This is a genomic window from Actinomadura violacea (assembly GCF_017573465.1).
Taxonomy (GTDB): domain Bacteria; phylum Actinomycetota; class Actinomycetes; order Streptosporangiales; family Streptosporangiaceae; genus Spirillospora; species Spirillospora violacea.
The window spans coordinates 52893-74543 of the sequence record NZ_JAGEPF010000041.1 but is presented as its reverse complement, the minus strand read 5'-3'; the positions used below and the strand labels follow the sequence as shown (position 1 = coordinate 74543).

Here is a 21651-nt window from a genome sequence, read left to right as displayed (position 1 = left end):
CACGGCACGCAGCGTGATCTTGTGTTCCCTTGTAGGCGGGATAACTGGAACCGTTTACACTCGTGATCGGGAAAATTTCCACAAGGTCGTGGTTCGTCGTGCCCTGCTTGGCTCTCGCCGGCGAGTGCTCCCGGCCCGATCGGCCGACGAGGCGGCACCGCCGGCACCGGATGGAGGGTTGCTGGATGGTCGATCGGTCTTCGCGGGGGGAGGCGCTGAACTGGCGCAAGGGCAGTGGGAGCGCCGGCGCGAACGAATGCGTCGAGGTCGCGGCGTCCGGCCCGGCCGTGCTGATCCGCGATTCCCGCGCCCCCGGTGCCGGAATGCTCGCGCTCGATTCCGCACAGTGGCGCACGCTCGTGCGTACCATCCGGAACGGCGGCCTGGACGGCCGCTGAGTCACGCGACCCATTCTCCCCGCGTTTCGCGTTAATTGTCGTCCGCCACGAACGGCGGACCCCTTTACCGGCGGATTCCGCCAACACCGGGACCGGGACCCGGTGGCCGACCCTGAGGCGTCCCTGAGCGCACCCTGAACCGTCCCTGGTCACCCTGCCGCGCGCCGGGAGCGCGGCCTAACGTGATCTTGCGGTCCGGGGCCGCCGGGGGCGCCCCGGCCGTTCCGGACGCTTCTCCGCCGCTCGGCGGACCCCCTCGACGTCCATCCCGGAAGGACATCCATGCAGCGCAAGCACAGGCGGATCGCCTGGAGCGCGGCGGCGGCGGGCCTCGTGCTCGCCGGCGCGGCCGTCCCGCTGTCGTCGCCGTCGGCGAGCGCGGCGCCGTCGGCGAACGCGGCGCCCGGCGCGGCCCGCACGCCCGCCGTCGACTGGAGGGCGTGCGGCGACGACGGCCAGGCGCAGTGCGCGACCCTCCGGCTCCCCGTCGACTGGGCGCACCCGGACGGTCCGACGTTCGGCCTGGCCATCGCGCGCCGCAAGGCCCTGGACCCGGGGGCGCGCGTCGGCACGCTGGTGTTCGGCCCCGGCGGGCCGGGCGACTCCGGCGTCCAGCGGGTCACGAAGGTCGACGGCGGCATCGACCGGTTCAGCGACCGGCTGCGGCAGCGCTTCGACATCGTCAGCTTCGACCCGCGCGGGATCGGCGCCAGCAACCCGGTGACGTGCTCCGCCGCGCTCCTCGCCGCCCGTCCCGACCCCATCGTCAAGAGCCGGAAGGAGTTCGACGCGACCGTCGCCTACAACGCCGAGCTCAGGGACGACTGCCGCAAGCGCACCGGACCGCTGTACGACCACGCCGACACGATGAGCACCGTCCGCGACGTGGACGCCATACGAGCCGCGCTAGGCGAGACCAAGCTGAGCTTCCACGGCAGCTCGTACGGGACGCTCCTGGGCGAGGAGTACGCGGAGACGTACCCGGGCCGTGTGCGCGCGCTGGTGCTGGAGAGCGTCGACGACCACAGCATCCGGGCGGCGCAGCCGTTCCTGGAGTCGGAGATGGCGGCCGCGCAGGACTCCTTCGACCGGTTCGCGGCATGGTGCGACCGGACGGCGAGCTGCGCGCTGCACGGCAGGGACGTCCGGGCCGTCCTGCGCGACCTGCGGGAACGCGCCGCGCGCGGCGAGCTCGCCGATCCGCAGACCCCGGGGCGGGCGCTGACGGAGTTCGAGCTGCTCGTGGTCACGTACAAGACGTTCTACGGTCCCGACTGGGCGAAGCTGGCGTCGCTGCTGTCCGCGCTGGAGGCGAGCAAGCCGGTGCGGCCCGCCAAGGCTGCGCCCGTTGCAGCGCCGCCCGCCGAGGGCACCGGAACCGACAACTTCACCGCGCAGTTCTGCTCCGACTGGAACCTTCCAGTGCGCGACTACAACGAGTTCGCGCGGATCTCGCGGCGCACCGAGCGCATAGCGCCGGACATGCACGGCGCCCGTCCGCTCATGGCCGTCACCGCCTGCCTCGGCTGGCCGAAGCCCGTCGCGAACCCGCAGCACCGGCTGAAGGTCCGCACCGCCGCGCCGATCCTGCTGGCGAACGCGGTCCACGACCCGGCCACGCCGTACGCGTGGGCGCGGAACGTCGCGCGCCAGATCGGGCCGAAGGCCACGCTGCTCACCTACGCGGGATCCGGCCACGGCAGCTACGGCCGCGGCCCGTGCATGCAGGACGCGATCGACGGCTACCTGATCTCGCTGAAGGTGCCCGCGCGCGGCACGGTCTGCCCGGCCGTGCCTCAGTAGAGGAACGGCAGCTCGACGCCCTCGGCGCCGGTGAGGCCGCGGCCGTCCGCCCGGCCCATCAGCCACGCGAGCAGTGCCGGCGCGGGCCCGGTGACCAGGGTCTCGCCGTCGCCGTGGGCGGCGCCGGTGTCGGTGGCGCGGACGCGCAGGCGCGGCGCCCCGTCGCGGCGGGCGTAGGACGCGACGATGTTCGGCAGCCTCCGGGCGACGTAGTCCGCCGGCCAGTCCGCGGGCCCGAACCCGGCGTCGAGGTCGACGTGGTGCGTGAGCACCTCGGTGAGCCGGGCGTCGGTGGCCCGCGCGACGGGATGCCGCGCGCCCGACGTCCACTCGACGACGCGCTCCCACGCGTCGTCCGGCATCGCCGCGTACGCCTCGGCCCAGCGCTCCGCGCTGTCGCGGACGTCGGCGACGAGGACGGCGGCGGGGCGTCCGGCGCCGTCCTCGATCTCGGCGGCGCGGGCCTCCATGCTCGCGTACTCGCGCGCCTCGACGCCGGTGCGTGCCCAGGTCAGCAGCCGGGTGCCGCCGTCGGCGTTGCGCGCGACATGGGTGAGCACGTGGCCGCGCGTCCAGCCGGGCAGCAGCGACGGCGCGCGCATGTCCGCCTCGTCCAGCCGGGCGGCGGACGCGAGCAGGTCGCGGGTCGCCGCGCTGATCGTCTCGAGCGGTTCGACGGGGGTCATGGGGGTCCTCTCACCAGGGGACGGGGCGGCCGTCGCGGAAGAAGCCGCCGGTCGGGCCGCCGTCGGGCAGCGTCGCGGCCCACACCACGCTCGCCGCGCCGTCGGCGACGGGACGCCCGCCGGGCCCGCCCATGTCGGTCGCGACCCAGCCGGGGCAGACCGCGTTCACCAGGATCCCGTCGGGCCTCAGTTCGGCGGCGAACATCTTGGTCAGCGCGTTGAGGGCGACCTTGGACGCGGTGTAGGCGGGGGTGCCGGAGCCCATCCCCGCCAGCGACGCGGCCTCGCTGGAGACGTTGACGACGCGGCCGTGCGCGCTGCGCCGCAGCGCCGGGAGCAGCGCCTGCGTCAGCCGCCACGGCCCGTACAGGTTGGTCTCCGCCGCGTCCCGGACGACGTCCAGGTCCGCGGTCGAGGGTCGCTGCCAGGTGTCGTAGGTGATCGCGGCGTTGTTCACCAGCACGTCCAGCCGGCCGACCTCGGCGGCGACGCGCTCGACGTCCGCGGCGGACGTCACGTCCAGCACGACCGGGGTCGCGCCGGCCTCCTTCGCGGCGCGCTCGGCCGCGGCGGGATCGCGCGCCCCGAGCAGCACCTCGTGCCCGCGTGCGGCGAGCTGCCGGCACACCTCCAGGCCGATGCCCCGGTTCGCGCCGGTGACCAGCGAGATCGTCACGCCTTTCGCCTCCCCCGAACGGATACGTAAATGATCACGCGCGGGAGGGGTGCGCGTCCAGCGGTCCGAATGGGCCTGCCGTCAGCGGACGCCGCGGGGGCGGAACTGGATGCTGATCCGGGGGCCGACCGCGCGGGTGCTCTTCGGGATCGCGTGGTCCCACGTCCGCTGGCAGCTGCCGCCCATGACGATCAGGTCGCCGTGGCCCAGCTCCCGCTTGATGGCGGGTCCGCCACCGCGCGGACGCAGCAGCAGCGGGCGCGGTGCGCCGACGGACAGGATCGCGACCATCGTGTCCGCGCGCGCGCCGCGTCCGATCCGGTCGCCGTGCCAGGCGACGCTGTCGCGGCCGTCCCGGTAGAGGCATAGCCCGGCCGTCCGGAACGGCTCGCCGAGCTCCTCCTCATAGTGCGCGTTGAGCGCGGCCTTGGCCTCGTCCAGGACGGGGTCAGGCAGCTCGGCGCCCTCGTTATAGAAGGACAGCAGGCGCGGCACGTCCACGACCCGGTCGTACATGCGTCTGCTCTCACCGCGCCACGGGACGGACGTGTGGAGCCGCTCGAACAGCGCGTCCGCGCCCGGGATCCAGGCGGGCAGCACGTCGATCCATGCGCCGTGGGCCAGCCGCGTGCGCCGCGCCTCGCCCAGCGGGCGGGGGCCGGCCTCGTCGGCGCGGTCCAGCAGCGAGCCTTGGAACATGGCCTCACTGTACCCGGCGAGTCAAACACATGTTCGATCAGTTGCGATAGTCCGCGTCGCAGAAGACCAGGCCGCCGTCCGGCACCTTCTTCTGCACGGACTTCCCGTCGACGAAGACCTCGCAGCCGACCATGACCATCGGCGTCGCGCCGGCCCCGCTGATGGAAAGCGCCGCCGTCGGCTGGTTCCCGGCGTCCGGCATCGGGAACTCCTTGTGCCACGGCAGCTTCACGTTCTTCAACGTCACCGACTTCGTGCTCACCGGGTCGCTGTAGACGATCTGCATGGCCTTCGGCCCCGACCCCCACACCACGTACTTGACCTGGTGGACGATGCCCGTGTCGGCCTTCCCGACGTCCGGGATCCGCTGCAGCACCAGCGCCGCGAGCGCCGCCAGCATCCCCTTCGGGTCCTTGTCCGGATGCTGCGGGACCTCCGACAGGACGATCCCGACGGTCAGCGCGCCGCGCCGCGCCTCCACCTCGTACTCCGACGGGCCGCCGCCCAGCGTCGAGTAGTCGAACCAGCTCTCGTCCGCGCCCTGCACCACGTTCGGCGCCAGGACCGACGGCTTGCCCTTCAGCCGGTCCTTGTGGTCGTCCAGCCCCTGCTTGAACGTGATCTTCGCGCCCTGCGCGCTCTTCTGCAGGCTCAGCGTCAGCTGGTCGCCCAGCATGTAGGTGCAGCCGACCGTGTTGGAGCCGTCCTGCGCCGGGCCCGCGTTCTCCTGCGGCATGCGCTGATGGCCGTACTTGGCGTAGTCGGCGTCGGTCAGCAGGCCGCACATCTTCGCCGTCAGCCGCCCGTTCTCCGGCTGCGGCCAGCCCCCGGCCGGCGCCGACGCCTTCGCCGCCGGCTTCACAGGGGCCTTGCCCGCCGGCTTGTCCTTCCCACCTCCGCCGCACCCCGCCAGCGCGAGCACAAGCGCTCCGCCTGCGGCGACGGTCCTGATCGCACACCCACGTCTCACGTCCGCAGACGCTACGGACACGCGATTACACCCGGCTTACAGCCGCTCGCGGACGAGAATGTCGGACGCCCCGCATAGCCTGCGTGCGTGACGGGGGGACTGCCGCGCCCGGTGAGGGCGCTCATCGGCGTGCGCGTGATCAACCAGCTCGGCGCGTACGTCATGTCGTTCCTCGCCGTGCTCGCCGGGCCAGGGCTCGCGTCCGCGGCGCTGGCGGTCTTCGGCGTCGCCGCGCTCGCCTCGCGGTGGCTCGGCGGCGTCCTCCTCGACCGGCTGGCGCCCCGCACCGCCGTCGTGCTCGGCCTCGCGTCCACCGGCGCCGCGCTGCTCGTCCTCGCGCTCGCGCACGGGCCGCCGCAGACCCTCGGCGCGGTCGCGCTGGTCGGCCTCGCCTTCGAGATCTGCGAGCCCGCCACCCAGGAGGCGCTCGCCCGCGCCGCCCCCGCCGGACGGCACGGCGACGTCTACGGCCTGCTCGGCACGTCACTGGTCGCGGCCGGCGCGGTCGGCGGGCTGCTCGCCGCCGTCCTGCTGCCCCTCGGTGCCCGCTGGCTCGCCGTCGCGGACGCGGCGACCTGCCTCGCCGCGGCCGCCGTCGCCCTGGCGTTCCTGCCGCGCGAACCCGTCCGGCCGCCCGTGCGCGACGGGGCCTGGCGCCCGTCCGGCCGGCTCGTCCGGCTGACGCTCGCCGGCACCGCGTTCGCCGTCGGCTACCTCGCCGTCATCATGTACATGCCGTTCGTGCTGCTCCAGCGCGGCGCGCCCGCCTGGCTGCCCGGTCTCGCACTGACCGGCGCCGCCGTCCTCGCCCCACTGACCGGCCGCCTCGGCCGCCGCGCCCTGGACCGGCTGCCCCACGAACGCGTCCTCGCCCTCGGCACCGGCCTCCTCGGCGGGGCGGCAGTCGTCCTGGCCATCGGACGATCCGTGCCCGTCACCGTCGCCGCATACATCGCCTGGGCGGTCGCCGACAGCGTCCTCCAAGGCCGCTGGCAGGCCCTGATCGCGTCGATCGCCCCGGAGCCCGAACGGCCGCGCTGGTTCGCGTTCTTCGGCTCGTCCTGGGGCGTCGCGCAACCCGCCGTCCCCGGCCTCGCCGCCCTGGCCGGCGGCGCGATGCCCGTCGCGGCCGCCGCCTTCCTGCTCACCCCTCTGACCCTGCGCCGTCCACACCGCCCGGAGCCCACCGGCCCGGCCTTGACCGCACGCGACGACGACCTCTCACCGGAGATCGCCGCCGACCGGACCTGAGCCCGCCCGCCGCGCAGAGCGCGCCGGGCCGAGACGTCAGGTGTTCAGGGACGACGCGCGGCGGCGCGGCTTGCGCTGCGACGTGCCGCCCTGCGCGCCGCCGCCTCGCCGGGCCTTCTGCCCGGCCGCGGCGTCCGGCGTGGACTTGCGGGCCACGGGGGCGTCCTGCGTGTTCTTCCGCTGCTCGCGAGCGGCAGAGCCGCGACGGGAGTTGCGCCCGGGCGCGGTGTCCGCCGTGGTGGTTCGCTGCGCGTCGCGAGGCGCGGGGGCCTCGGCGCGGCGGCCGTCCTGCGCGGCGTCATTCTGGCGCGCGGTGCTGCGCCGCGACGGGCTCTGCCCGGCGTTGCGCTGGGGCGCGGCGTTGCGCTGCGGGGCAGGGTTCTGCGCGGCGGGGGCGGGGCGCGACGGGGGACGGGCGCCGGTGATGCGGGCCAGGTCGCCGTCGCCGGGGCGCACCTCGGTGACGCGCGGGGTGATGCCCGCCATGGCCATCAGGTCGGCCATCTCGCGGCGCTGGTCGGGCAGGACGAGCGTGACCACGGTCCCGGCGCGTCCGGCCCGGGCGGTGCGCCCGCCGCGGTGCAGGTAGTCCTTGTGGTCCGCGGGCGGGTCGACGTTGACGACCAGGTCGAGGTCGTCGATGTGGATGCCGCGGGCGGCGACGTTGGTGGCGACCAGGACGGTGACGTCCTCGGTGCGGAAGCCCTCCAGCGCGCGGTTGCGCTGCGACTGGGTCTTGCCGCCGTGCAGCGCGGCGGCGCGGATGCCGCGCGCGGCCAGCTTGCGGACGAGCCGGTCCGCGCCGTGCTTCTTGCCGACGAACATGATCACGCGGCCCTCGCGTGCCGCGATATGAGCGGTCGTGTCCTGCTTGTCGGTGTCGCTGACGTGCAGGACGTGGTGCTCCATCGCGGTGACCGCGCCGGCCGCCGGGTCGACCGAGCGGGTGACCGGGTCGTCGAGGAACGCGCGGACGAGCTTGTCGACGTTGCGGTCGAGGGTCGCCGAGAACAGCATCCGCTGCCCGCCGGGCGGCGTCTGCTCGAGAAGCCGGGTGACCTGCGGGAGGAACCCCATGTCGGTCATCTGGTCGGCCTCGTCCAGCACGGTGATCCGCACGTCGCCGAGCCGGCAGTCGCCGCGCTCGATGAGGTCGGCGAGGCGTCCGGGCGTCGCGATCAGGACGTCCGCGGCGCGCCGGAGCGCGTTCGCCTGACGGGAGATCGGCATGCCGCCGACGACGGTGACCGTCCGCAGGCCGACGGCGTCCGCGTACGGGCCGAGGGCGTCGGTGACCTGCTGGGCGAGTTCACGGGTCGGGACCAGGACGAGCGCTAGGGGCGCGCGGGGCTCGGCCCGCCGGCCCGCGGTGCGGGCGAGCAGCGCGAGGCCGAACGCGAGGGTCTTGCCGGAGCCGGTGCGGCCGCGCCCGAGGACGTCCCGTCCCGCGAGGGCGTTCGGCAGCGTCGCGGCCTGGATCGGGAACGGCTCCGTCACGCCCTGCTCGGCGAGCTCGGCGAGCATGCGCGGCGGCAGGGCCAGCTCGCCGAACGACTCGACGGGCGGCAGCGGCGGGGTGCGCATCTCCGGCATCGCGAACTCGGCGTCCGGACGCTGTGTCCGCGCCGCCTTCACGGCGTTGGACGGGCGGCGGCGAGCGCCGGAGCGTGATCGCGACGAACCGCCGCGGGCGGCGGGACGGTCGGCATTGGGCATGGTGAGGCCTTCCTCGGAAGCGGTGCGTCCCGAGGAAGAGCTCCGCCTGCGCGGCGAAGAGCTAACAAGAACGAACCGACGGGCGCGGTCGTGCCGCGCACCAGTGAAACGGGGGACGGAACCCCCTGGAAACATGATGCAGCGCCGGGCTCGCCTCGAGGGGCGCGCCCGGCGCGCAGGTCCCCGGCCGGTGTCACTGCGGGGCGACCCCGCGGGTGACGCCGGCCGGCGCCTTCCGCTCAGCTGGAGCTCACGCTCCAGGCGCGGGTCAGGCGGGGACGATGTTCTCCGCCTGCAGGCCCTTCTGGCCCTGCGTGACGTCGAACGACACCTTCTGGCCCTCCTGGAGCTCACGGAAGCCCTGGGCGGCGATGTTGGAGTAGTGGGCGAAGACGTCGGCGCCGCCGCCGTCCTGCTCGATGAAGCCGAAGCCCTTTTCCGCGTTGAACCACTTGACGGTGCCGGTGGCCATGGTCGTTCTCCTTCTGGGTCGGTCCCGTCCCGCACACCTTGCGCGGGACGGCGCCGCGATGGCCCATCCGGAAGATCCAGAACAACAAAAAATGCGCCTGAGGACGGACCGTCAGGCGCACATACATGTCTATGGGAACCGCAACTCTCATAAGGCTACCACATGGTAGGCCAGACGGTGCCGGCGCCCTGAATTTTCCCTTCAACTGCCCGGGAGGGTCCCCGCCAGCCTCCTCGCGGGCGCATACTGGCAGAAATGAAACCCTTCCAGCCCGCCAAGCGGCGACACCTGCCGACCAGCCCGTTCGCGCCTCCGCCCGCGGCCCCGCCCGCCAAGGAGTTCGCGCCGGAAGACCAGGTCACCCACGACAAGTACGGCCTCGGACGCGTCCTCGAGGTCGAGCCCGGACGCGCCGTCCTGGTCGACTTCGGGACCCGCAAGGTCCGGATCCTCGCCCCGTACGCCAAGCTTTTCAAGCTCTGAGACCCGTCCTTCACCCCGACCGACAACCCCGCACGAAACCCGATCACGCCCGGCGCCGATATCGCGAAGCCAGCGGTCATCGCACCGCGGTCCTGAGATCACCAGGACGGCGACCGGCCGTGGAACCACGCCCTGAGCAAGGCGCGCCCGCCCTTTCGGTCGCGGCGCCGCTCCTTCACGTCCGCACGCGCGAGGGCGCACGGACGTCGTCGGCGCCTGCCCGGACGGCGCGGCGTCCTCCGCGGAGCCGGGCCGCGCGGGCGGCGTCATCCGGCGGGCAGTGCCGCCCGCCGGGCTCAGGCCGCCGTCGACCGGGACCGGTCCGCCGCCGGCGCCGCGATGCCGGCGCGGCGGACGGCGAACGCCCGGTCGAGCCCGGTGACGTGCAGCAACCTGACCAGCTGCGGGCGCGCCCCGGCGAGGACCAGGGTGCCGCCCGGCCCCGTCCGGCGGCGTGCGCCGATGAGCAGCGCCAGCCCGGACACGTCGCAGAACGTGACGCCGGACAGGTCGATGACGACGTGCGGGCCGGCGTCGATCAGCGCGACGCGCAACCGCTCCCGCAGCGACGGCGCGGACGCGATGTCGAGTTCGCCGCTGAGGGCGATGAACGTGTGATCCGCGTACTGCTCGCGGGTCAGCCCGGCCTCGGACGAGGCGGCGCGGGCGTCCGCCACTGCGCGGGAGGGGCGATGTTGCGGCGTCATGGGCGCCGTACCTGTCTGGCCTCGCCGGGAGACCGGGTATCGGGGAACCAGGGGGACGCGGGCATGGACGCCCGCATCGAAAACCTCTCGTTCACGCACCACCCTACGCCTCGCGGCGCCGGGCGGGCGTGCGGTCAGCGGCGGGGGACGAGGAGGTCGAGGTCGGCGCTGGTGACGCGGGCGCGTTCGGCCAGGGCGTCGCGGTCCAGGCCCGCCGCCGCGACCAGTTCCAGCGCGCGCGTCAGCATCGTCGGCTGCTCCAGCGCGCGCGCCGGGCCCGGCTCCTGCCGCCGCCACCCGCGCGAGCTGAGCGTGCCCATCGCGTTCCGGTAGACGCCCTCGTCCATGACCCGCAGCGTGCGGGCGCGGTACAGCAGCGCCGCCATGCTGACGCCCCACTGCGCCTTCAGCTCGCCGAGCCGGTCCCAGTCGGCGGACCGGGGGAGCTCGCCCGCGATCTCGTCGGCGGGCATCAGGAACTCCGCCGCGAACCGGTGCGCCTGGTCCTCGACGATCTTCCCGCCCGGTTCCGCGTCGGCGTGCATCACCAGATGCCCCAGCTCATGGGCGCCGTCGAACCGGTTCCGCCAGTGGTCGGCCTTGGCCGGATTGAAGAACACCATCGGACGCGGATGCAGGCCGACGCTGAACGCGTCCACCCGGTCCGCCGCGTCCGGCAGCACGAGCACCACCACGCCCCGCGCCTCGAGCGTCCGCACCACGTGCGGCACCGGCCCCGGCCCGCCGACCAGCGCCTTCCGCGCGACCCGTGCGGCCTCCACCGGCCCGCTGCCCGCGATCTCGTCCGGAGCCACCACGTACTCGGGCAGATCGACCACCGGCAGATCGACGAGCTCCTCCAGCGCCGCCACCACGTCCGCCGCGATCCGCCCGTACGCGAGGGCCTGGTCGCGCTCGACCTGGCTCGTCGACCTCAGCGACCGGAAGTGAGCCCCGTCCAGCGACACGCCACCGCGCCCGCCCCGGAAGAACTCCACCGGCACGCCCAACGCGATCGCCAGCCGCGACACCACCGCGTCCTCGGGCCGCTGCACCCCGGCCTCGTACTGCCCGATCGCGCGCGGCGTGCTTCCCACGGCCTGCGCGAGCTGGTTCTTGCGCAGCCCCCTGAGCCGCCGGGCCAGCGTCAGCCGCTCGCAGTCGAACTGCAGCCGCGCTCCGGCGACCCGTCCGCTCATCGTCCCCTACGCCGTTCCTGTGCTCGTCTCTCCGCGCAGCCGCAGGGGAACGTCGGCCTCGTCGTCCCAGAGCGGCATCGTCCGTTCGACGAGCTTACGGCGTGGATCACCCCCCAGCGCGTCGTCCAGCTCCCGGACCCAGTGCCACGCCGTCCCGCCGTCGGCGTTCCACCGGGGACGTCCCAGGAAGAGCTCCATCTCCAGCGGCTCGTCGCTCGCACTGTGCGCGAGCACCAGCGTCACGTCCCCGGGCGTGTCGCCGCCGATCCCCAGATCCAGCGCGAGCTGCCGGTCCTCCGCGTACTCCTGCCGCGCCACCGCCTGCTTGGTGGGACTGTCCCGGTCCCACCTGATCTTGCGGACGGCGCCGAACTCGTGCCGCTTCAACAGCACCCGGTACTTCCCGTACCGCCACCCGGGCGACCCGTTCAGATCGTCCCGGACGACCCTTTGGTCATCCTCGAAGACGCGGTCGATCCACGTCGCGAACACGTCGAACGCCGTCACCCCGTACGACCGCTCCGTGAACCCCGCCGCCCGGCTCAGCCCCCCGAACACGGCCAGTGTCGCCTCCCGGTGCGCGTCCCGCACCCCGTGCAGGAACCCACCGGCCCGCAGTTCCCCCCAAACGACCGTCTCCTCGCTCACACCCCCGGACCCTAACCGCCGCCACCGACAGAACCGGGCCGCTCCTCGACGGCGAACAACCGCACCTCCCGCAGCCGCGGCACCGGCCCCGACCTGCCCTCCCGCACCCACAGCGCCCGGACGGTCGTCCAGATCAGCGTCCGCGCCCCGACGAAGAACAGCACCGCCAGCGGCACCTCGCCCAGCAGCGCCGTCACCACGCTCACCACGAACTCGCCGGAACCCCACGACAGCATCACGTCGAACCACGCGTCGCACAGCAGCAACGTCCCCGTGACGAGCTGCCCCAGGATCGCCATCTGCAGCCGCCGCCACACCGTGAACGCCGTGAACGCGAACGCCACCGTCAACGCGACGTCGAACCCGATCCACGCCACGCCCCACTGCCTGGACGTGTAGTGGTCCGGCAGCGTGTACCCGAGGACGACCGTCCACGGAATCAGCCACCCGCAGCACGCCACCAGGAAGACGAGCACCACTCCCCGCCGACGCCTATACCGCGGCAGGTCCAGCGGGTCCTCGTCCTCCAGAGCGATCAGGGCCCGCAGCAGCTCCGCCCGCTCCGCGGCCGGCAACCCCCGCAACTCCTCGACCGACACCACCCCGACCACCGTCCTCCCGGCCGACGACCTGCACCCAGCATAGGAAGCCGGTCCGCCGCCGCCGAGGACTATTTGCCCGCGTCCCTCCTCTTGACCGGCGTCGCCTTCCCCTCGGCGACGAGCCGCTCATGCTGCTGCCACCCCTGCAACCACTTCCAACCGGCCCCGAGCCCCGCCGTGGTCGCCGCCACCATGAAAGAGGTCACCTGCGTCTGGTCCAGATGCGCGCCCGGCACCCACTGCGCGACGACCCCCGCCAGCCACCCGGCCGCAACAGCGAAAACCGGCGTGAACAACGCCACGCCCCGCCCCAACCAGGACCCCTCACTAACCGGCGCCTCCGGCACGCCCGCGCCCTGCTCCTCGCCCTCACTCACACCACATCACCATCCCGCTCCGGTAGGGCGGACAACCGCCCACGAACCAACACACCCCATGCTGATCCGCAAGGCCCCACCCCGCCCCCAAAACCCCCAATCCTGGCTCAGATCCGCTCGCCGTTCTCGAGGTAGCGAGTCGTACCGTCGAGATGAGCGGCATGCCCGTGGACGAGACGGCGGGCCAGCCGGCCGATGGTCAGATCGTGGATCTGCGCGATGTCGTAGAACTGGTAGCCGACCAGTTCGACCACGTCGAGACGGATGGCGTCGAGCTGGTCAGGAGCCAGCACGCCTCCGTCGAAGAGGAAAAGGATCTTGTCGCCCTCGCCCGCGGCAGGCGCCCAGTCGGCGACCAGCAGCCGACCGATCTCCGGCCGGATGCCGAGTTCCTCGTCGACCTCGCGGACAGTGGCCTGATAGGGGGTCTCGCCGTGCTCGACGTAGCCGCCAGGGACCTCGCGGTAGTCCTTGTACGACGGATCGACGAGCATGATCTGGCCGCGCGCATCAAAGAACAGAACCCCCGCCGCCGCACGCGCGCGAGTGAAGGCCGCTGCAGGATCATCGGTCACACCTGCCGAGCGTAGGACGCCGAACTAGATCACGTCCCTGCGCCGACCAGGGCAACGCGCCTTCGTTGCTGCGCGGCCTCAGGGAAGCTGCTTGATGCGCCGGACGAGCGCCGCAAACCGCTCAGGAGCGAGCGCAAGGTGCCCACCCCCAGGGTCCTCGCTGTCCCGTACCCCGGATGACGTCGGCCAGCGCTGCGACCTCGACACACTGGGCGGTCGTGCCCTCTGTCGAGTGGCTGCTCTTGCGCCAGGTGGGTCGAGTCATGCGAGGCCCTCCGCGGGTGCTCGATCAGTTGCTGTGACGCAATCCTCGTCAGGCGAGGTTCTTCAGACGCCGGACGAGCGCCGCAAACCGCTCGGGGCCGAGCGCGAGGTGCCCACCCGCAGGGTCCTTGCTGTCCCGCACCCCGATGACGTGGGAAAGCGCAGCGACCTCGACACACTCCCCACCCTGGTTAGTGCTCCTGCTGCTCTTCCGCCACACGGCCATTGTCATCTGACGTCCTTGAGGTGCTGCAACACGGCGGCGAACTGAGCGGGTGTGAGTTTGAGAGGGGTGCCGGTCGGCAGCTTGCTGTCCCGCACACCGATGGAATCGTCAAGGAGAGCAACCTCGACGCACTCTCCCGAGGTCCCTTGAGTCGACCGACTGCTCTTTCGCCAGGTGGGGGCAGTCATGTGAAGCTCTCCATGAGTTGCTCGATCAGTTGCTCTCACGCAACTCTCATCAGGTGAGGTTCTTGAGACGCCGGATGAGCGCCGCGAACCGTTCGGGAGCAAGCGCTAGGTGTCCACCCTCGGGGTCCTTGCTGTCGCGCATCCCGATGGTGCCGGGGAACGCAGCGACCTCGACACACTCGCCACCCTGCGTCGTGCTCCTGCTGCTCTTGCGCCAGTCAGGCGTCATTGCATTGCCTCCATGACCTGCTCGATCAGGTTTCGCGACAGCCCTTCGGGAAGAGCGTGCTGTCCGATCTGGTCATAACGTAGTGCATATGCCGCAGTTTCAGCGGTGCCCGAGGCGAGCCGGCCTCCTCCCGGCGCTTCGATGTAAGCGACATCCATGGGCGGCCCGGTGAGTGTCATCAGCATGAAGGAGCCGTCCAAACCGGGATGGGCGCCGATGGACTTGGGGACCACGCGGACGCCGATGTTGGGACGGTGCGAAAGATCAATGATGTGGGCGAGTTGCGCCCTCATGGTCTTCGCGCCACCGCACGGTAGTTCCAGCAAGGTCTGCGACAGCAGGAACCACAGCATCGGCGGATCGTCCCGGTCAAGGAGTGCCTGGCGGGAAAGACGTTGCTCGAGCGCACCCTCGACGTCCTTCAGGTTCCCCGCTGTAAGGCAGGCCCGCGCGTAGTCGGGAGTCTGCAGCAGGCCCGGGACGAGGTCGACCTGCCAGGTCTTGATGACAGAGGCCTTCACCTCGAGGTCGATGTATTGCCTGAACCAGTCTGGGTCGTGGCCGAGCGTGGCGTACCAGACGAGGAACGAGAAGATCCCACCCGTGTCCCAGTGCTGGTCGAGGCGGCGAGCTTGGTCCGCCTCGAGTTGAAGTGCGCCAGTCTCCAGTCGAGAAACTGTCGACTTGGAACAGCCGAGGATCTCACCTAGGAGATCACCTGTGAGCTTGCGCTGGAGGCGGCAGAAGCGCAGGTAGTAGGCGATGAGTCCCCACATCGAAGACTTCGGGTCGGGGGTCGGCCGATGACTCACCTTCGTCCTCCCATTTTCAAGGAGTTGCGGGAGTTGCGAGCAACTCTGACAAAGGTAATCCGGCGCGCGCACCCTGTGAGCGGAAGCAAGAAATCTCTGACTTGCAAGGGTGGTGTCAAAGTGACACAAATAGAGCAGCTCGGGCAAATGTCCATCGGTCATGCGGCGGAAATAGCACTCGGTGGAATGTGCGCCTGGCGCCTGCCGGTGGACGCGACGTGTGCGTCCGTCAGCCGCTCGCTCCTCGCCATCGCTCTGACGGACCTCCGACTCGAGCGCGAGGCGATCGACGACATCACTCTCGCGGCAAGCGAACTGGTCACCAACGCCCTGAACCACGGACTCCGTCCCGATCCGCTCCGCCTGTCCGTGCCGCCGGAACTCTGGCTCTGGGCTCGCGTCACACCCTCGCCGCAACTGGTGGTCTCGGTGTTCGACGCCTGCCGTGACTCGTTCCCCGACACGACTCCGCGCGAGCTCCTCGACGAACATGGGAAGGGCCTCGGCATCGTCGGCATCCTCGCCGCCGCCTGGGGAGCGCACCGCTCCCGCTCGCGCCTCGGCGCCGGTCACCCTGGAAAGGCCGTCTGGTGTGCCTTCCCCCTCAACGCTCCCTGGCCGAACCCGAACCTGACGGCTCCGCCCGTTCTGGCCGCCCAGCACCTCGCGGCGACGCTCGCTGCGCAAGGCATCCGCAACGTCCAACATCGCCAGGGCCGAGGCGTCTCTCTGGTCACCGTCCCGACGTCATGCACGGAGATCAACGTCTGGGTGGAACCGGCTCACCTCACCTGCACGACGTCCGACGGTTCGCGCATTCGCCGCCCTATGGCAGACCTCCACGACATCGCCGAGCACCTCGTCAGTTCGTGTGAGAACTAGCGGAGGATCGTATGGTCAGCCGGCCTTGCGGAAGATCTCGTAACGCCGCTCGATGGCATCCGGGTCGGGGCGGTCGAGTCGCCTTCGGGGCATGGTGAGCGCGACCCCGTTCATCTCCTGAAGGCCGTGCTTGAGCATCGGGCCGTCGACTTCGTGCAAGATATCGGTGCGGACCTGGATGGTCAGGTCCGGTCGGATTCCCAAGATGTTCGCATCGTATGCCGCATGGTGGATCTTGCAGAGCGAGAGCCCGTTGGAGATGGCCGGGACTCCTCGGTCGTCCCGGTCGGGAATGATGTGCGCGGCATCGAGCAGCGATGCGTGGCGGAGGCGGCAAATGGCGCAACTGGTTTCGTAGGCTTGGATGACCCGCTGCCGGAACACCGGCTGGTGCAAGCGCTGCTTGGTGATGCGCTCCGAGTACCGCCGCTCCAGAGGGCTCAGGGACGTGTGGTCGGCGAGGTTCAACTGCGCCTCGTCGAGGGCGATGGCCACCTGCAGGTTCCGGGGCTCGTCCGCGACGATCCAGACCGGGTAGAAGGGCAGAAAAAGGCCCTGCCGGATGCCGAAGAACCAGATGAGCGGGACTCCGAGCCGGTGCGCCTCCCGTAGCCCGCGATTGGTGTAGTGCTGCGGGTCGTCTCCCTGGTACTTGTACCTGAGGAAGCCGTCAGGTCCGACTGCATCTTCGTAAGGGGGCCGCTGTCTGTCCGACGTGTACGTCGTCAGGATCGACAGTGCTGCACGGAATCCCTGAGGCTTGCGGATGCCTAGTTGGTTGTCGATGAGCGGAAAGCGCTGCCCCTCGAACGTGAAATCGAGGAGGTCCTGGCGCGTCACCACGAGACTGTCGGGCGTGGACTTCCGGTCCAGCCATGCCATCGCAGCGGTGCGGAGGCTGCCGTCGAAGTCATCCGAACCCGGCGCAGTCATGGTGAAGTTTCTACTACTTCACCGCCGATTGCGCCATACTCTGGCGCGGCTGTCTGATGGCCGCCGGCGCTGCGTTGGTTGACGAGCGGGGCTTGTGGCGGGGACGGGCGCGGTGCGAGCCGCGCGGTGGGCGTCGGGTGCGGTGGGGGCATCTGTCGCCGAGGCAGTGGTGAATTTGGACTGGAGTGTGGCGCGTGGAGTTTGTTTGGGGCGAGGGGCGAAGGGCTCTTCGGGCTCGGGACAGCCGGGTTCTGGAGGTTGGGGCGGAGGCCGGGTTCTCTTTGCGGCTGTCTAATGGTGCCTGTTTGGAGTTTGCGGGGGTTGTATCGCAGACGGTGGGGCCGCGGGGTGGAGATAATCCTGTTCGGGGGATTGAAAGCTTCTCGGCGGAGGAGCTTTCTATGTTGGTCTCTACGCGGCCTTTGTCGTGGGTGATCTTTGATAGTGGTGACCACCGGATCGTTTTCTCCAATGGTTGGCATCTCGCCTTGAGGGGCGGTGGTGAGGGGCGCTGGACGTTGGAGTTGGGCGATGGGCGGGTGCTCTCGTTTCCGGAGGGGTGACGGTGTTGGGGATGGGGTGTGTCACAGTTCGTCCAAAAGGACATGGGTGTCTGTATATGCTTGGGCGTTCTGAGGGCGTTGGTGGGTGGGGCGGCGTCCGTGGTCGTGGAGGAGCGCCTGCATGTCCGGTCCGCTTTTGGTCGGTGACCTGCGGCAGCTGGGTGGGTATTGGCTGGCGGGGCGGTTGGGCGCCGGTGGCCAGGGGGTCGTTTACGAGGGGTACGACGCCGAAGGGCGCCGGGTCGCCGTCAAGGCGCTGCATGCGGAGACCGTCAATGAGGCGGTGCGGGACGGGTTGCGCAAGGAGGTCGCGACGCTGCAGCGGGTCGCGTCGTTCTGCACGGCGAAGATCATTGCGGCGGACCTCGACCATGTGCCGCCCTACGTTGTCAGCGAGTATGTGCCGGGGCCCGATCTGGCGGGGTGGGTCGCCGAACGGGGGGCTTACGGGGCGGACGAACTGCATCGGCTGGCGATCGGGATCGCCACGGCGCTGGCGTCCATTCATCGGGCCGGGATCGTTCATCGGGACCTGAAGCCCGCGAACGTGCTGCTGGGGCCGGACGGGCCGCGGGTGATCGACTTCGGGATCGCCAAGACGGACGAGATGTCGCGCAGTGCGACGGGGGCGCTCAAGGGGACGCCGCGGTGGATGGCGCCGGAGCTGTTCCAGGGGAAGCGGGCCACGCCGGCGGTGGACGTGTGGGCGTGGGCGGCGGTGGTGCTGTACGCGGCGGCGGGGAAGGCGCCGTTCGACGGCGACACGATGGCGAGCCTGCACCATCAGATCTTGAACGTGCGACCGAAGACGGACGTGCTGGCGGAGCCGTTGCGGGGGCTCGTCGAGGCGGCGCTCAGCCAGGACCCCGAGGCGCGGCCCAGCGCACAGCAACTGCTGGACGGGCTGCTCAGCGGGGTGGGCGGGGACGCGCTGGAGGCGGGGACGCGGGCGGCGGCGCAGGGGGAGCGGCCGTCGGTGACGTTGCGGCCGCCGCTCGGGGACGTCGCGGAGCAGGTGTACGCGGGGCTCGGCGGGGAGGCGCAGCAGGTGGTGCCGCGGGTGCTGCTGCGGATGGTGGCGGCGCCGGCGGACGCGCAGGGCGCGCTGCGTCCGGTGCCGGCGGGCGATCTCGTGGACGGGGTGTCGGGCGAGCGCGCGTTGCAGGAGGTGCTGGACGGGTTCTGCGGCGCCGGGCTGCTCAGGCGGGACGGGGTGACGATCTCGATCGCGACGCCCGCGCTGCTGCGTGCCTGGCCGCGGCTCGCGGAGTGGGTGCGGGCGGAGAGCGACGGGCTGGCGGCGCACCAGTCGCTGGCGGGCGCGGCGCGGTTGTGGAACGCGAACGGGCGCAAGCAGGCGGACCTGCATCAGGGGTCGGCGCTGGACGGGGCGATGGCGTGGGCATCGGTCGGGCGGCGGCAGCTCACGTTGAACCTGGTGGAGCGGGCGTTCCTGGACGCGTCGGTGCGGCAGACGCGTGATCGTGCGCGGACGCGGACGGCGGTGACGGTGACGTTGGCGGTGCTGCTGGTCGTGGCGTTGGGGGCGGGGGCGGCGGTCGCGGTGCAGAGCCGCAGCCTGCGGTTGACGAACGCGACGGTGGCGCGGCAGCGGGACTCGGCGGTCGGGCGGCAGCTCGCGACGCGGGCCGTGCAGCTGCGGCGGACGGATCCGGCGCTGGCGCGGCGGCTCGCGGTCGCCGCGTCGGCGCTGGGCGGTGACACGTTCGAGACGCGGGACGCGCTGCTCACGTTGACCGAGCAGTGGGAGCAGGGGATGTTCCGGCCGGCGGGCGCGGGCACCGACTGGAACACGCTGAGCCCGGACAAGGCCGGACCGTACACGTGGTTCAAGGGCAACACCGTCATCCTGGGCAATGCGGATACGCGGAAGGCGCTGACGCTGCAGGTTCCGGGCGCGGCGGTGGTCGGCACGGGCCTGACCTTGGACGGCGGCCGGCTGCTGATGTTGCAGGGGGACGGGACGCTGTCCATGGCGGACACGCGGACGGGGGTCCGGACGCCGCTGCCGTTCAAGCACGCGATGGGGGACGGGCTGTGGTTCAGCCCGAGCGGGGCGCGGCTCGTCACGACGCACCACGGGACCGTCAAGATCCTCGACACGGCCTCCGGGCAGGTGCGGTTCACCGCGAAGGAGAGCTTCAGCATCTCCGGCCCGATCTTCTCGCCGGACGAGAGGTCCCTGGTCGGGGTGGTGAAGGAGGGCGGCCACTGGCGGCTCGTCGCGCGGGACCTGGCGACGTTCAAGCGGATCAAGGTGCCCGAGCAGGTCCGGAACCTCGCGGAGACGGCGAAGATCGGGTTCAGTCCGGACGGCCGGTTCTTCGCGGCCACCGAGGTCGCGGGCTCTGACAACGAGATCACGGTGGTGGACGCCAAGACCGGTGAGCTGCGCACGCGGCTGAAGCGGCCGAAGGGCGCCGACACCCTCGACAATGACTTCGCCTTCAGCCCGGACGGCGCGTTCATCGCGTCCGGCATGGCGCTGTGGAGCACCGAACCCGGCACGTCCGAGCCGCCCTACCTGTTCTACAAGCCGGACGACATGTGCAGCGACACCCGGTTCAGCGCGGACGGGCGGAGCCTGCGCTGCATGGACTCCGAGGGGCGCGTCGTGTCGATCGACGTGTCGGTGTTCGTCCGGCCGGTGCAGGTGGCGCGGCCGTACGGCGACTCGGCGATCAGCGGGGACGGGACGACGCTGGCCACCGCGGACCCGGCGCCCGCCAACGCCGTCCAGATCTGGGACACCGCGAAGGCGGCCCGCCGCACCACCCTCCCGATCACCTATTCGGCGGGCTACGACGCCGACCGGATGGCGCTGTCGCGCGACGGGCGGCTGCTCGCGCTGATCCGCAAGGACCGGACGGTCGAGATCTGGGACGTGCGGTCGCGCACGAGGCGGACCACCATCGACCTCGGGCCGCCGCCGATGCCGTCGTCGCGTCCGCTGCCGTCGTTCTCGCCGGACGGCAAGGCGATCGCCACGCTCACGCTCGGCGGCCCGGCGACGCCCGCGAACCAGGACCAGCCGCGCAGGAGCCTGCTGCGGTTCTGGGACGCCTCGTCCGGGCGGCCGCTCGGGCGGGCGCAGGCGGCGCAGCGGACCGGCGAGTCGGACGGCTCGCCGAACATGAAGATCGTCTGGAGTGCGGACGGGAAGAGCGTCGTGTCCGCCAACGACCTCGGCGTGGTCGCGTTCCCCTCCGGGAAGGTGCTCGCGCCGCCGAACCCGCTGGCCACGACCGCGCAGGCCGCCGACCGGCAGGGGACGCTCGTCACCGTGCAGGACCGCTCCGACCGGCGGTCGATGTCGTTCTGGAACGTCCGGACGCTCAAGCAGATCGGCACGCCGGTGGCGACGCCGGACGGCAAGACGCCGATCGCGGCGCTCTCGCCGGACGGCCGCCTGCTCGCCACCGCGGACAGGCAGGGCAAGATCGACCTGTGGGACGTGCGGGGGCAGCGGCGGCTCGGGCTGCCGCTCACCGGCCACACCTCGTCGTCGATCGACGCGACGATCGAGTCGCTGGCGTTCAGCTCCGACGGCACCCGGCTCTACAGCGTGAGCGGCGACGACGGGAAGCTCGTCACGCACACCGTCGCGCCGGACCTGCTCAAGGCCGGCCTCTGCAAGCGGGTCGGGGCGCTGTCGCGGACCGAATGGAAGCAGTACGTGCCGGACATCCCGTACGAGAAGACCTGCTGATCAGGGGCCGGTGAGGATCTCCAGCATGCGCTCGCCGGGGTCGGCGCCCGCCTCCCCGGACGGCGGGGCCGGGACGAGGTAGCCGCCGACCCACGCGCGCAGCATCAGCAGCGCCCGCAGCCGCGCGTCGTCCGCGCCGAACCCGAGGCCCTCCAGGCACCCGGCGATGTGCCCGAGCAGCGCCCGGTCGGCGTGCCGGACGGCCTCCTCGGCCGCCGGGTCGTGCTGCGCCCACAGCCGCATCGCCCGGTCGACCGGCGCGATCTCGCGGCCGAGCGCCTGGATGCGGCGCAGCCGCTCGCGCGGGTCGCCGGTGCTGCCGAGCGCGAGGCCCAGCATCTCGTCGGTCCGCTCGTGCGCCCACCGGTCGAGCAGCGCCCGCATCAGCTCGCCGCGGTCCTTGAAGTGCCAGTAGAAGCTGCCCTTGGTGACGCCCAGCCGGGCGGCGAGCGAGGTGATCGCGACACCGCGCTCGCCGGTGCGGGCCAGCTCCTGGTAGCCGGCCTCCACCCAGTCCCGCCTGGCCATCCTCGTCCGGGCCGTCATCGCGCTCCCTGCACTC

The 21651-nt window shown here is 71.8% G+C and carries 25 protein-coding genes and 1 pseudogene; 6 read left to right on the top strand and 20 right to left on the bottom strand.

The genetic code is table 11. The annotated features are described in order from the left end of the window. Window positions 1-185: 185 nt before the first annotated feature. Window positions 186-398 (top strand): DUF397 domain-containing protein, encoded by a 213-nt coding sequence (locus tag J4709_RS46730; protein ID WP_208251947.1) that lies wholly within the window; start codon window positions 186-188, stop codon window positions 396-398. Between the two features lie 282 nt (window positions 399-680). Then, a complete protein-coding gene (locus tag J4709_RS46725) occupies window positions 681-2201 on the top strand; it encodes an alpha/beta hydrolase (RefSeq protein ID WP_208251946.1) in 1521 nt (506 codons plus the stop codon). On the opposite strand, the gene J4709_RS46720 is transcribed toward J4709_RS46725, so the two are convergent. The 4 genes from J4709_RS46720 to J4709_RS46705 all read right to left on the bottom strand — a co-directional run bounded on the left by J4709_RS46720 (window position 2195) and on the right by J4709_RS46705 (window position 5184). Further along, on the bottom strand, window positions 2195-2887 hold the full coding sequence (locus J4709_RS46720) for a maleylpyruvate isomerase family mycothiol-dependent enzyme (RefSeq protein WP_208251945.1): 693 nt from the start codon (window positions 2885-2887) through the stop codon (window positions 2195-2197). The genes J4709_RS46725 and J4709_RS46720 overlap by 7 nt on opposite strands. A gap of 10 nt (window positions 2888-2897) precedes the next feature. Beyond that, window positions 2898-3563, bottom strand: coding sequence for an SDR family NAD(P)-dependent oxidoreductase (locus J4709_RS46715; RefSeq protein WP_208251944.1), 666 nt, complete (start codon window positions 3561-3563; stop codon window positions 2898-2900). An 81-nt stretch (window positions 3564-3644) separates the two neighbouring features. Then, window positions 3645-4262: an alpha-ketoglutarate-dependent dioxygenase AlkB gene (locus tag J4709_RS46710; protein WP_208251943.1), complete on the bottom strand. Its 618-nt coding sequence runs from the start codon at window positions 4260-4262 to the stop codon at window positions 3645-3647. A gap of 37 nt (window positions 4263-4299) precedes the next feature. After that, on the bottom strand, window positions 4300-5184 hold the full coding sequence (locus tag J4709_RS46705) for a DUF3558 family protein (RefSeq protein WP_208251942.1): 885 nt from the start codon (window positions 5182-5184) through the stop codon (window positions 4300-4302). Between the two features lie 135 nt (window positions 5185-5319). Between J4709_RS46705 and J4709_RS46700 the strand changes: the two genes are divergently transcribed. Further along, a complete protein-coding gene (locus J4709_RS46700) occupies window positions 5320-6483 on the top strand; it encodes an MFS transporter (RefSeq protein ID WP_208251941.1) in 1164 nt (387 codons plus the stop codon). A 36-nt stretch (window positions 6484-6519) separates the two neighbouring features. On the opposite strand, the gene J4709_RS46695 is transcribed toward J4709_RS46700, so the two are convergent. Then, the gene (locus J4709_RS46695; RefSeq protein WP_208251940.1) at window positions 6520-8199 is read right to left on the bottom strand and encodes a DEAD/DEAH box helicase; all 1680 of its coding nucleotides are present in this window, start codon (window positions 8197-8199) and stop codon (window positions 6520-6522) included. 268 nt (window positions 8200-8467) lie between these two features. Next, on the bottom strand, window positions 8468-8671 hold the full coding sequence (locus J4709_RS46690) for a cold-shock protein (RefSeq protein ID WP_067460243.1): 204 nt from the start codon (window positions 8669-8671) through the stop codon (window positions 8468-8470). A gap of 255 nt (window positions 8672-8926) precedes the next feature. Between J4709_RS46690 and J4709_RS46685 the strand changes: the two genes are divergently transcribed. Beyond that, on the top strand, window positions 8927-9154 hold the full coding sequence (locus J4709_RS46685; protein ID WP_173098136.1) for a hypothetical protein: 228 nt from the start codon (window positions 8927-8929) through the stop codon (window positions 9152-9154). A 296-nt stretch (window positions 9155-9450) separates the two neighbouring features. Here J4709_RS46685 and J4709_RS46680 read toward each other — a convergent pair whose 3' ends face one another. From J4709_RS46680 to J4709_RS46630, 12 genes and pseudogenes are all read right to left on the bottom strand, one after another. Continuing rightward, complete coding sequence (locus J4709_RS46680; protein WP_208251939.1) at window positions 9451-9861, bottom strand: STAS domain-containing protein; 411 nt, start codon at window positions 9859-9861, stop codon at window positions 9451-9453. Window positions 9862-9995: 134 nt separating this feature from the next. Further along, window positions 9996-11060, bottom strand: coding sequence for an XRE family transcriptional regulator (locus tag J4709_RS46675; RefSeq protein WP_208251938.1), 1065 nt, complete (start codon window positions 11058-11060; stop codon window positions 9996-9998). A 6-nt stretch (window positions 11061-11066) separates the two neighbouring features. Further along, on the bottom strand, window positions 11067-11708 hold the full coding sequence (locus tag J4709_RS46670) for a hypothetical protein (protein ID WP_307802103.1): 642 nt from the start codon (window positions 11706-11708) through the stop codon (window positions 11067-11069). A gap of 11 nt (window positions 11709-11719) precedes the next feature. Continuing rightward, window positions 11720-12319 carry a hypothetical protein gene (locus J4709_RS46665; protein WP_208251937.1) on the bottom strand — a complete coding sequence of 200 codons (600 nt, stop codon included), beginning with the start codon at window positions 12317-12319 and terminating at the stop codon, window positions 11720-11722. A 59-nt stretch (window positions 12320-12378) separates the two neighbouring features. Then, complete coding sequence (locus J4709_RS46660; RefSeq protein ID WP_208251936.1) at window positions 12379-12687, bottom strand: hypothetical protein; 309 nt, start codon at window positions 12685-12687, stop codon at window positions 12379-12381. 107 nt (window positions 12688-12794) lie between these two features. Further along, entirely contained in the window at window positions 12795-13262 is a 468-nt protein-coding gene (locus tag J4709_RS46655; RefSeq protein ID WP_208251935.1) for an NUDIX domain-containing protein, read from the bottom strand. 78 nt (window positions 13263-13340) lie between these two features. Beyond that, a complete protein-coding gene (locus J4709_RS46650) occupies window positions 13341-13469 on the bottom strand; it encodes a DUF397 domain-containing protein (RefSeq protein WP_307802102.1) in 129 nt (42 codons plus the stop codon). A 7-nt stretch (window positions 13470-13476) separates the two neighbouring features. Continuing rightward, window positions 13477-13527, bottom strand: a pseudogene (locus J4709_RS56005) (hypothetical protein); the annotation flags it as partial. Between the two features lie 48 nt (window positions 13528-13575). Next, on the bottom strand, window positions 13576-13752 hold the full coding sequence (locus J4709_RS46645; RefSeq protein WP_307802105.1) for a DUF397 domain-containing protein: 177 nt from the start codon (window positions 13750-13752) through the stop codon (window positions 13576-13578). Between the two features lie 2 nt (window positions 13753-13754). Continuing rightward, window positions 13755-13940 carry a DUF397 domain-containing protein gene (locus tag J4709_RS46640; RefSeq protein ID WP_208251933.1) on the bottom strand — a complete coding sequence of 62 codons (186 nt, stop codon included), beginning with the start codon at window positions 13938-13940 and terminating at the stop codon, window positions 13755-13757. Window positions 13941-13989: 49 nt separating this feature from the next. Then, a complete protein-coding gene (locus tag J4709_RS46635) occupies window positions 13990-14169 on the bottom strand; it encodes a DUF397 domain-containing protein (protein ID WP_208251932.1) in 180 nt (59 codons plus the stop codon). Next, window positions 14166-14981, bottom strand: coding sequence for a helix-turn-helix domain-containing protein (locus J4709_RS46630; RefSeq protein ID WP_208251931.1), 816 nt, complete (start codon window positions 14979-14981; stop codon window positions 14166-14168). Before J4709_RS46630 ends, J4709_RS46635 begins: the two co-directional genes overlap by 4 nt. 147 nt (window positions 14982-15128) lie before the next feature. Here J4709_RS46630 and J4709_RS46625 point away from each other — a divergent pair, with 147 nt between their 5' ends. Continuing rightward, complete coding sequence (locus J4709_RS46625) at window positions 15129-15863, top strand: ATP-binding protein (RefSeq protein WP_208251930.1); 735 nt, start codon at window positions 15129-15131, stop codon at window positions 15861-15863. A gap of 15 nt (window positions 15864-15878) precedes the next feature. Here the strand turns inward: J4709_RS46625 and J4709_RS46620 are convergent, their stop codons facing one another. After that, window positions 15879-16796 (bottom strand): HNH endonuclease, encoded by a 918-nt coding sequence (locus tag J4709_RS46620; protein WP_208251929.1) that lies wholly within the window; start codon window positions 16794-16796, stop codon window positions 15879-15881. A gap of 684 nt (window positions 16797-17480) precedes the next feature. Here J4709_RS46620 and J4709_RS46615 point away from each other — a divergent pair. Then, window positions 17481-21089, top strand: coding sequence for a WD40 repeat domain-containing serine/threonine-protein kinase (locus J4709_RS46615; protein WP_208251928.1), 3609 nt, complete (start codon window positions 17481-17483; stop codon window positions 21087-21089). On the opposite strand, the gene J4709_RS46610 is transcribed toward J4709_RS46615, so the two are convergent. Further along, window positions 21090-21635, bottom strand: a complete 546-nt coding sequence (locus J4709_RS46610) for a TetR/AcrR family transcriptional regulator (RefSeq protein ID WP_208251927.1) — start codon at window positions 21633-21635, stop codon at window positions 21090-21092. Window positions 21636-21651: the final 16 nt, after the last annotated feature.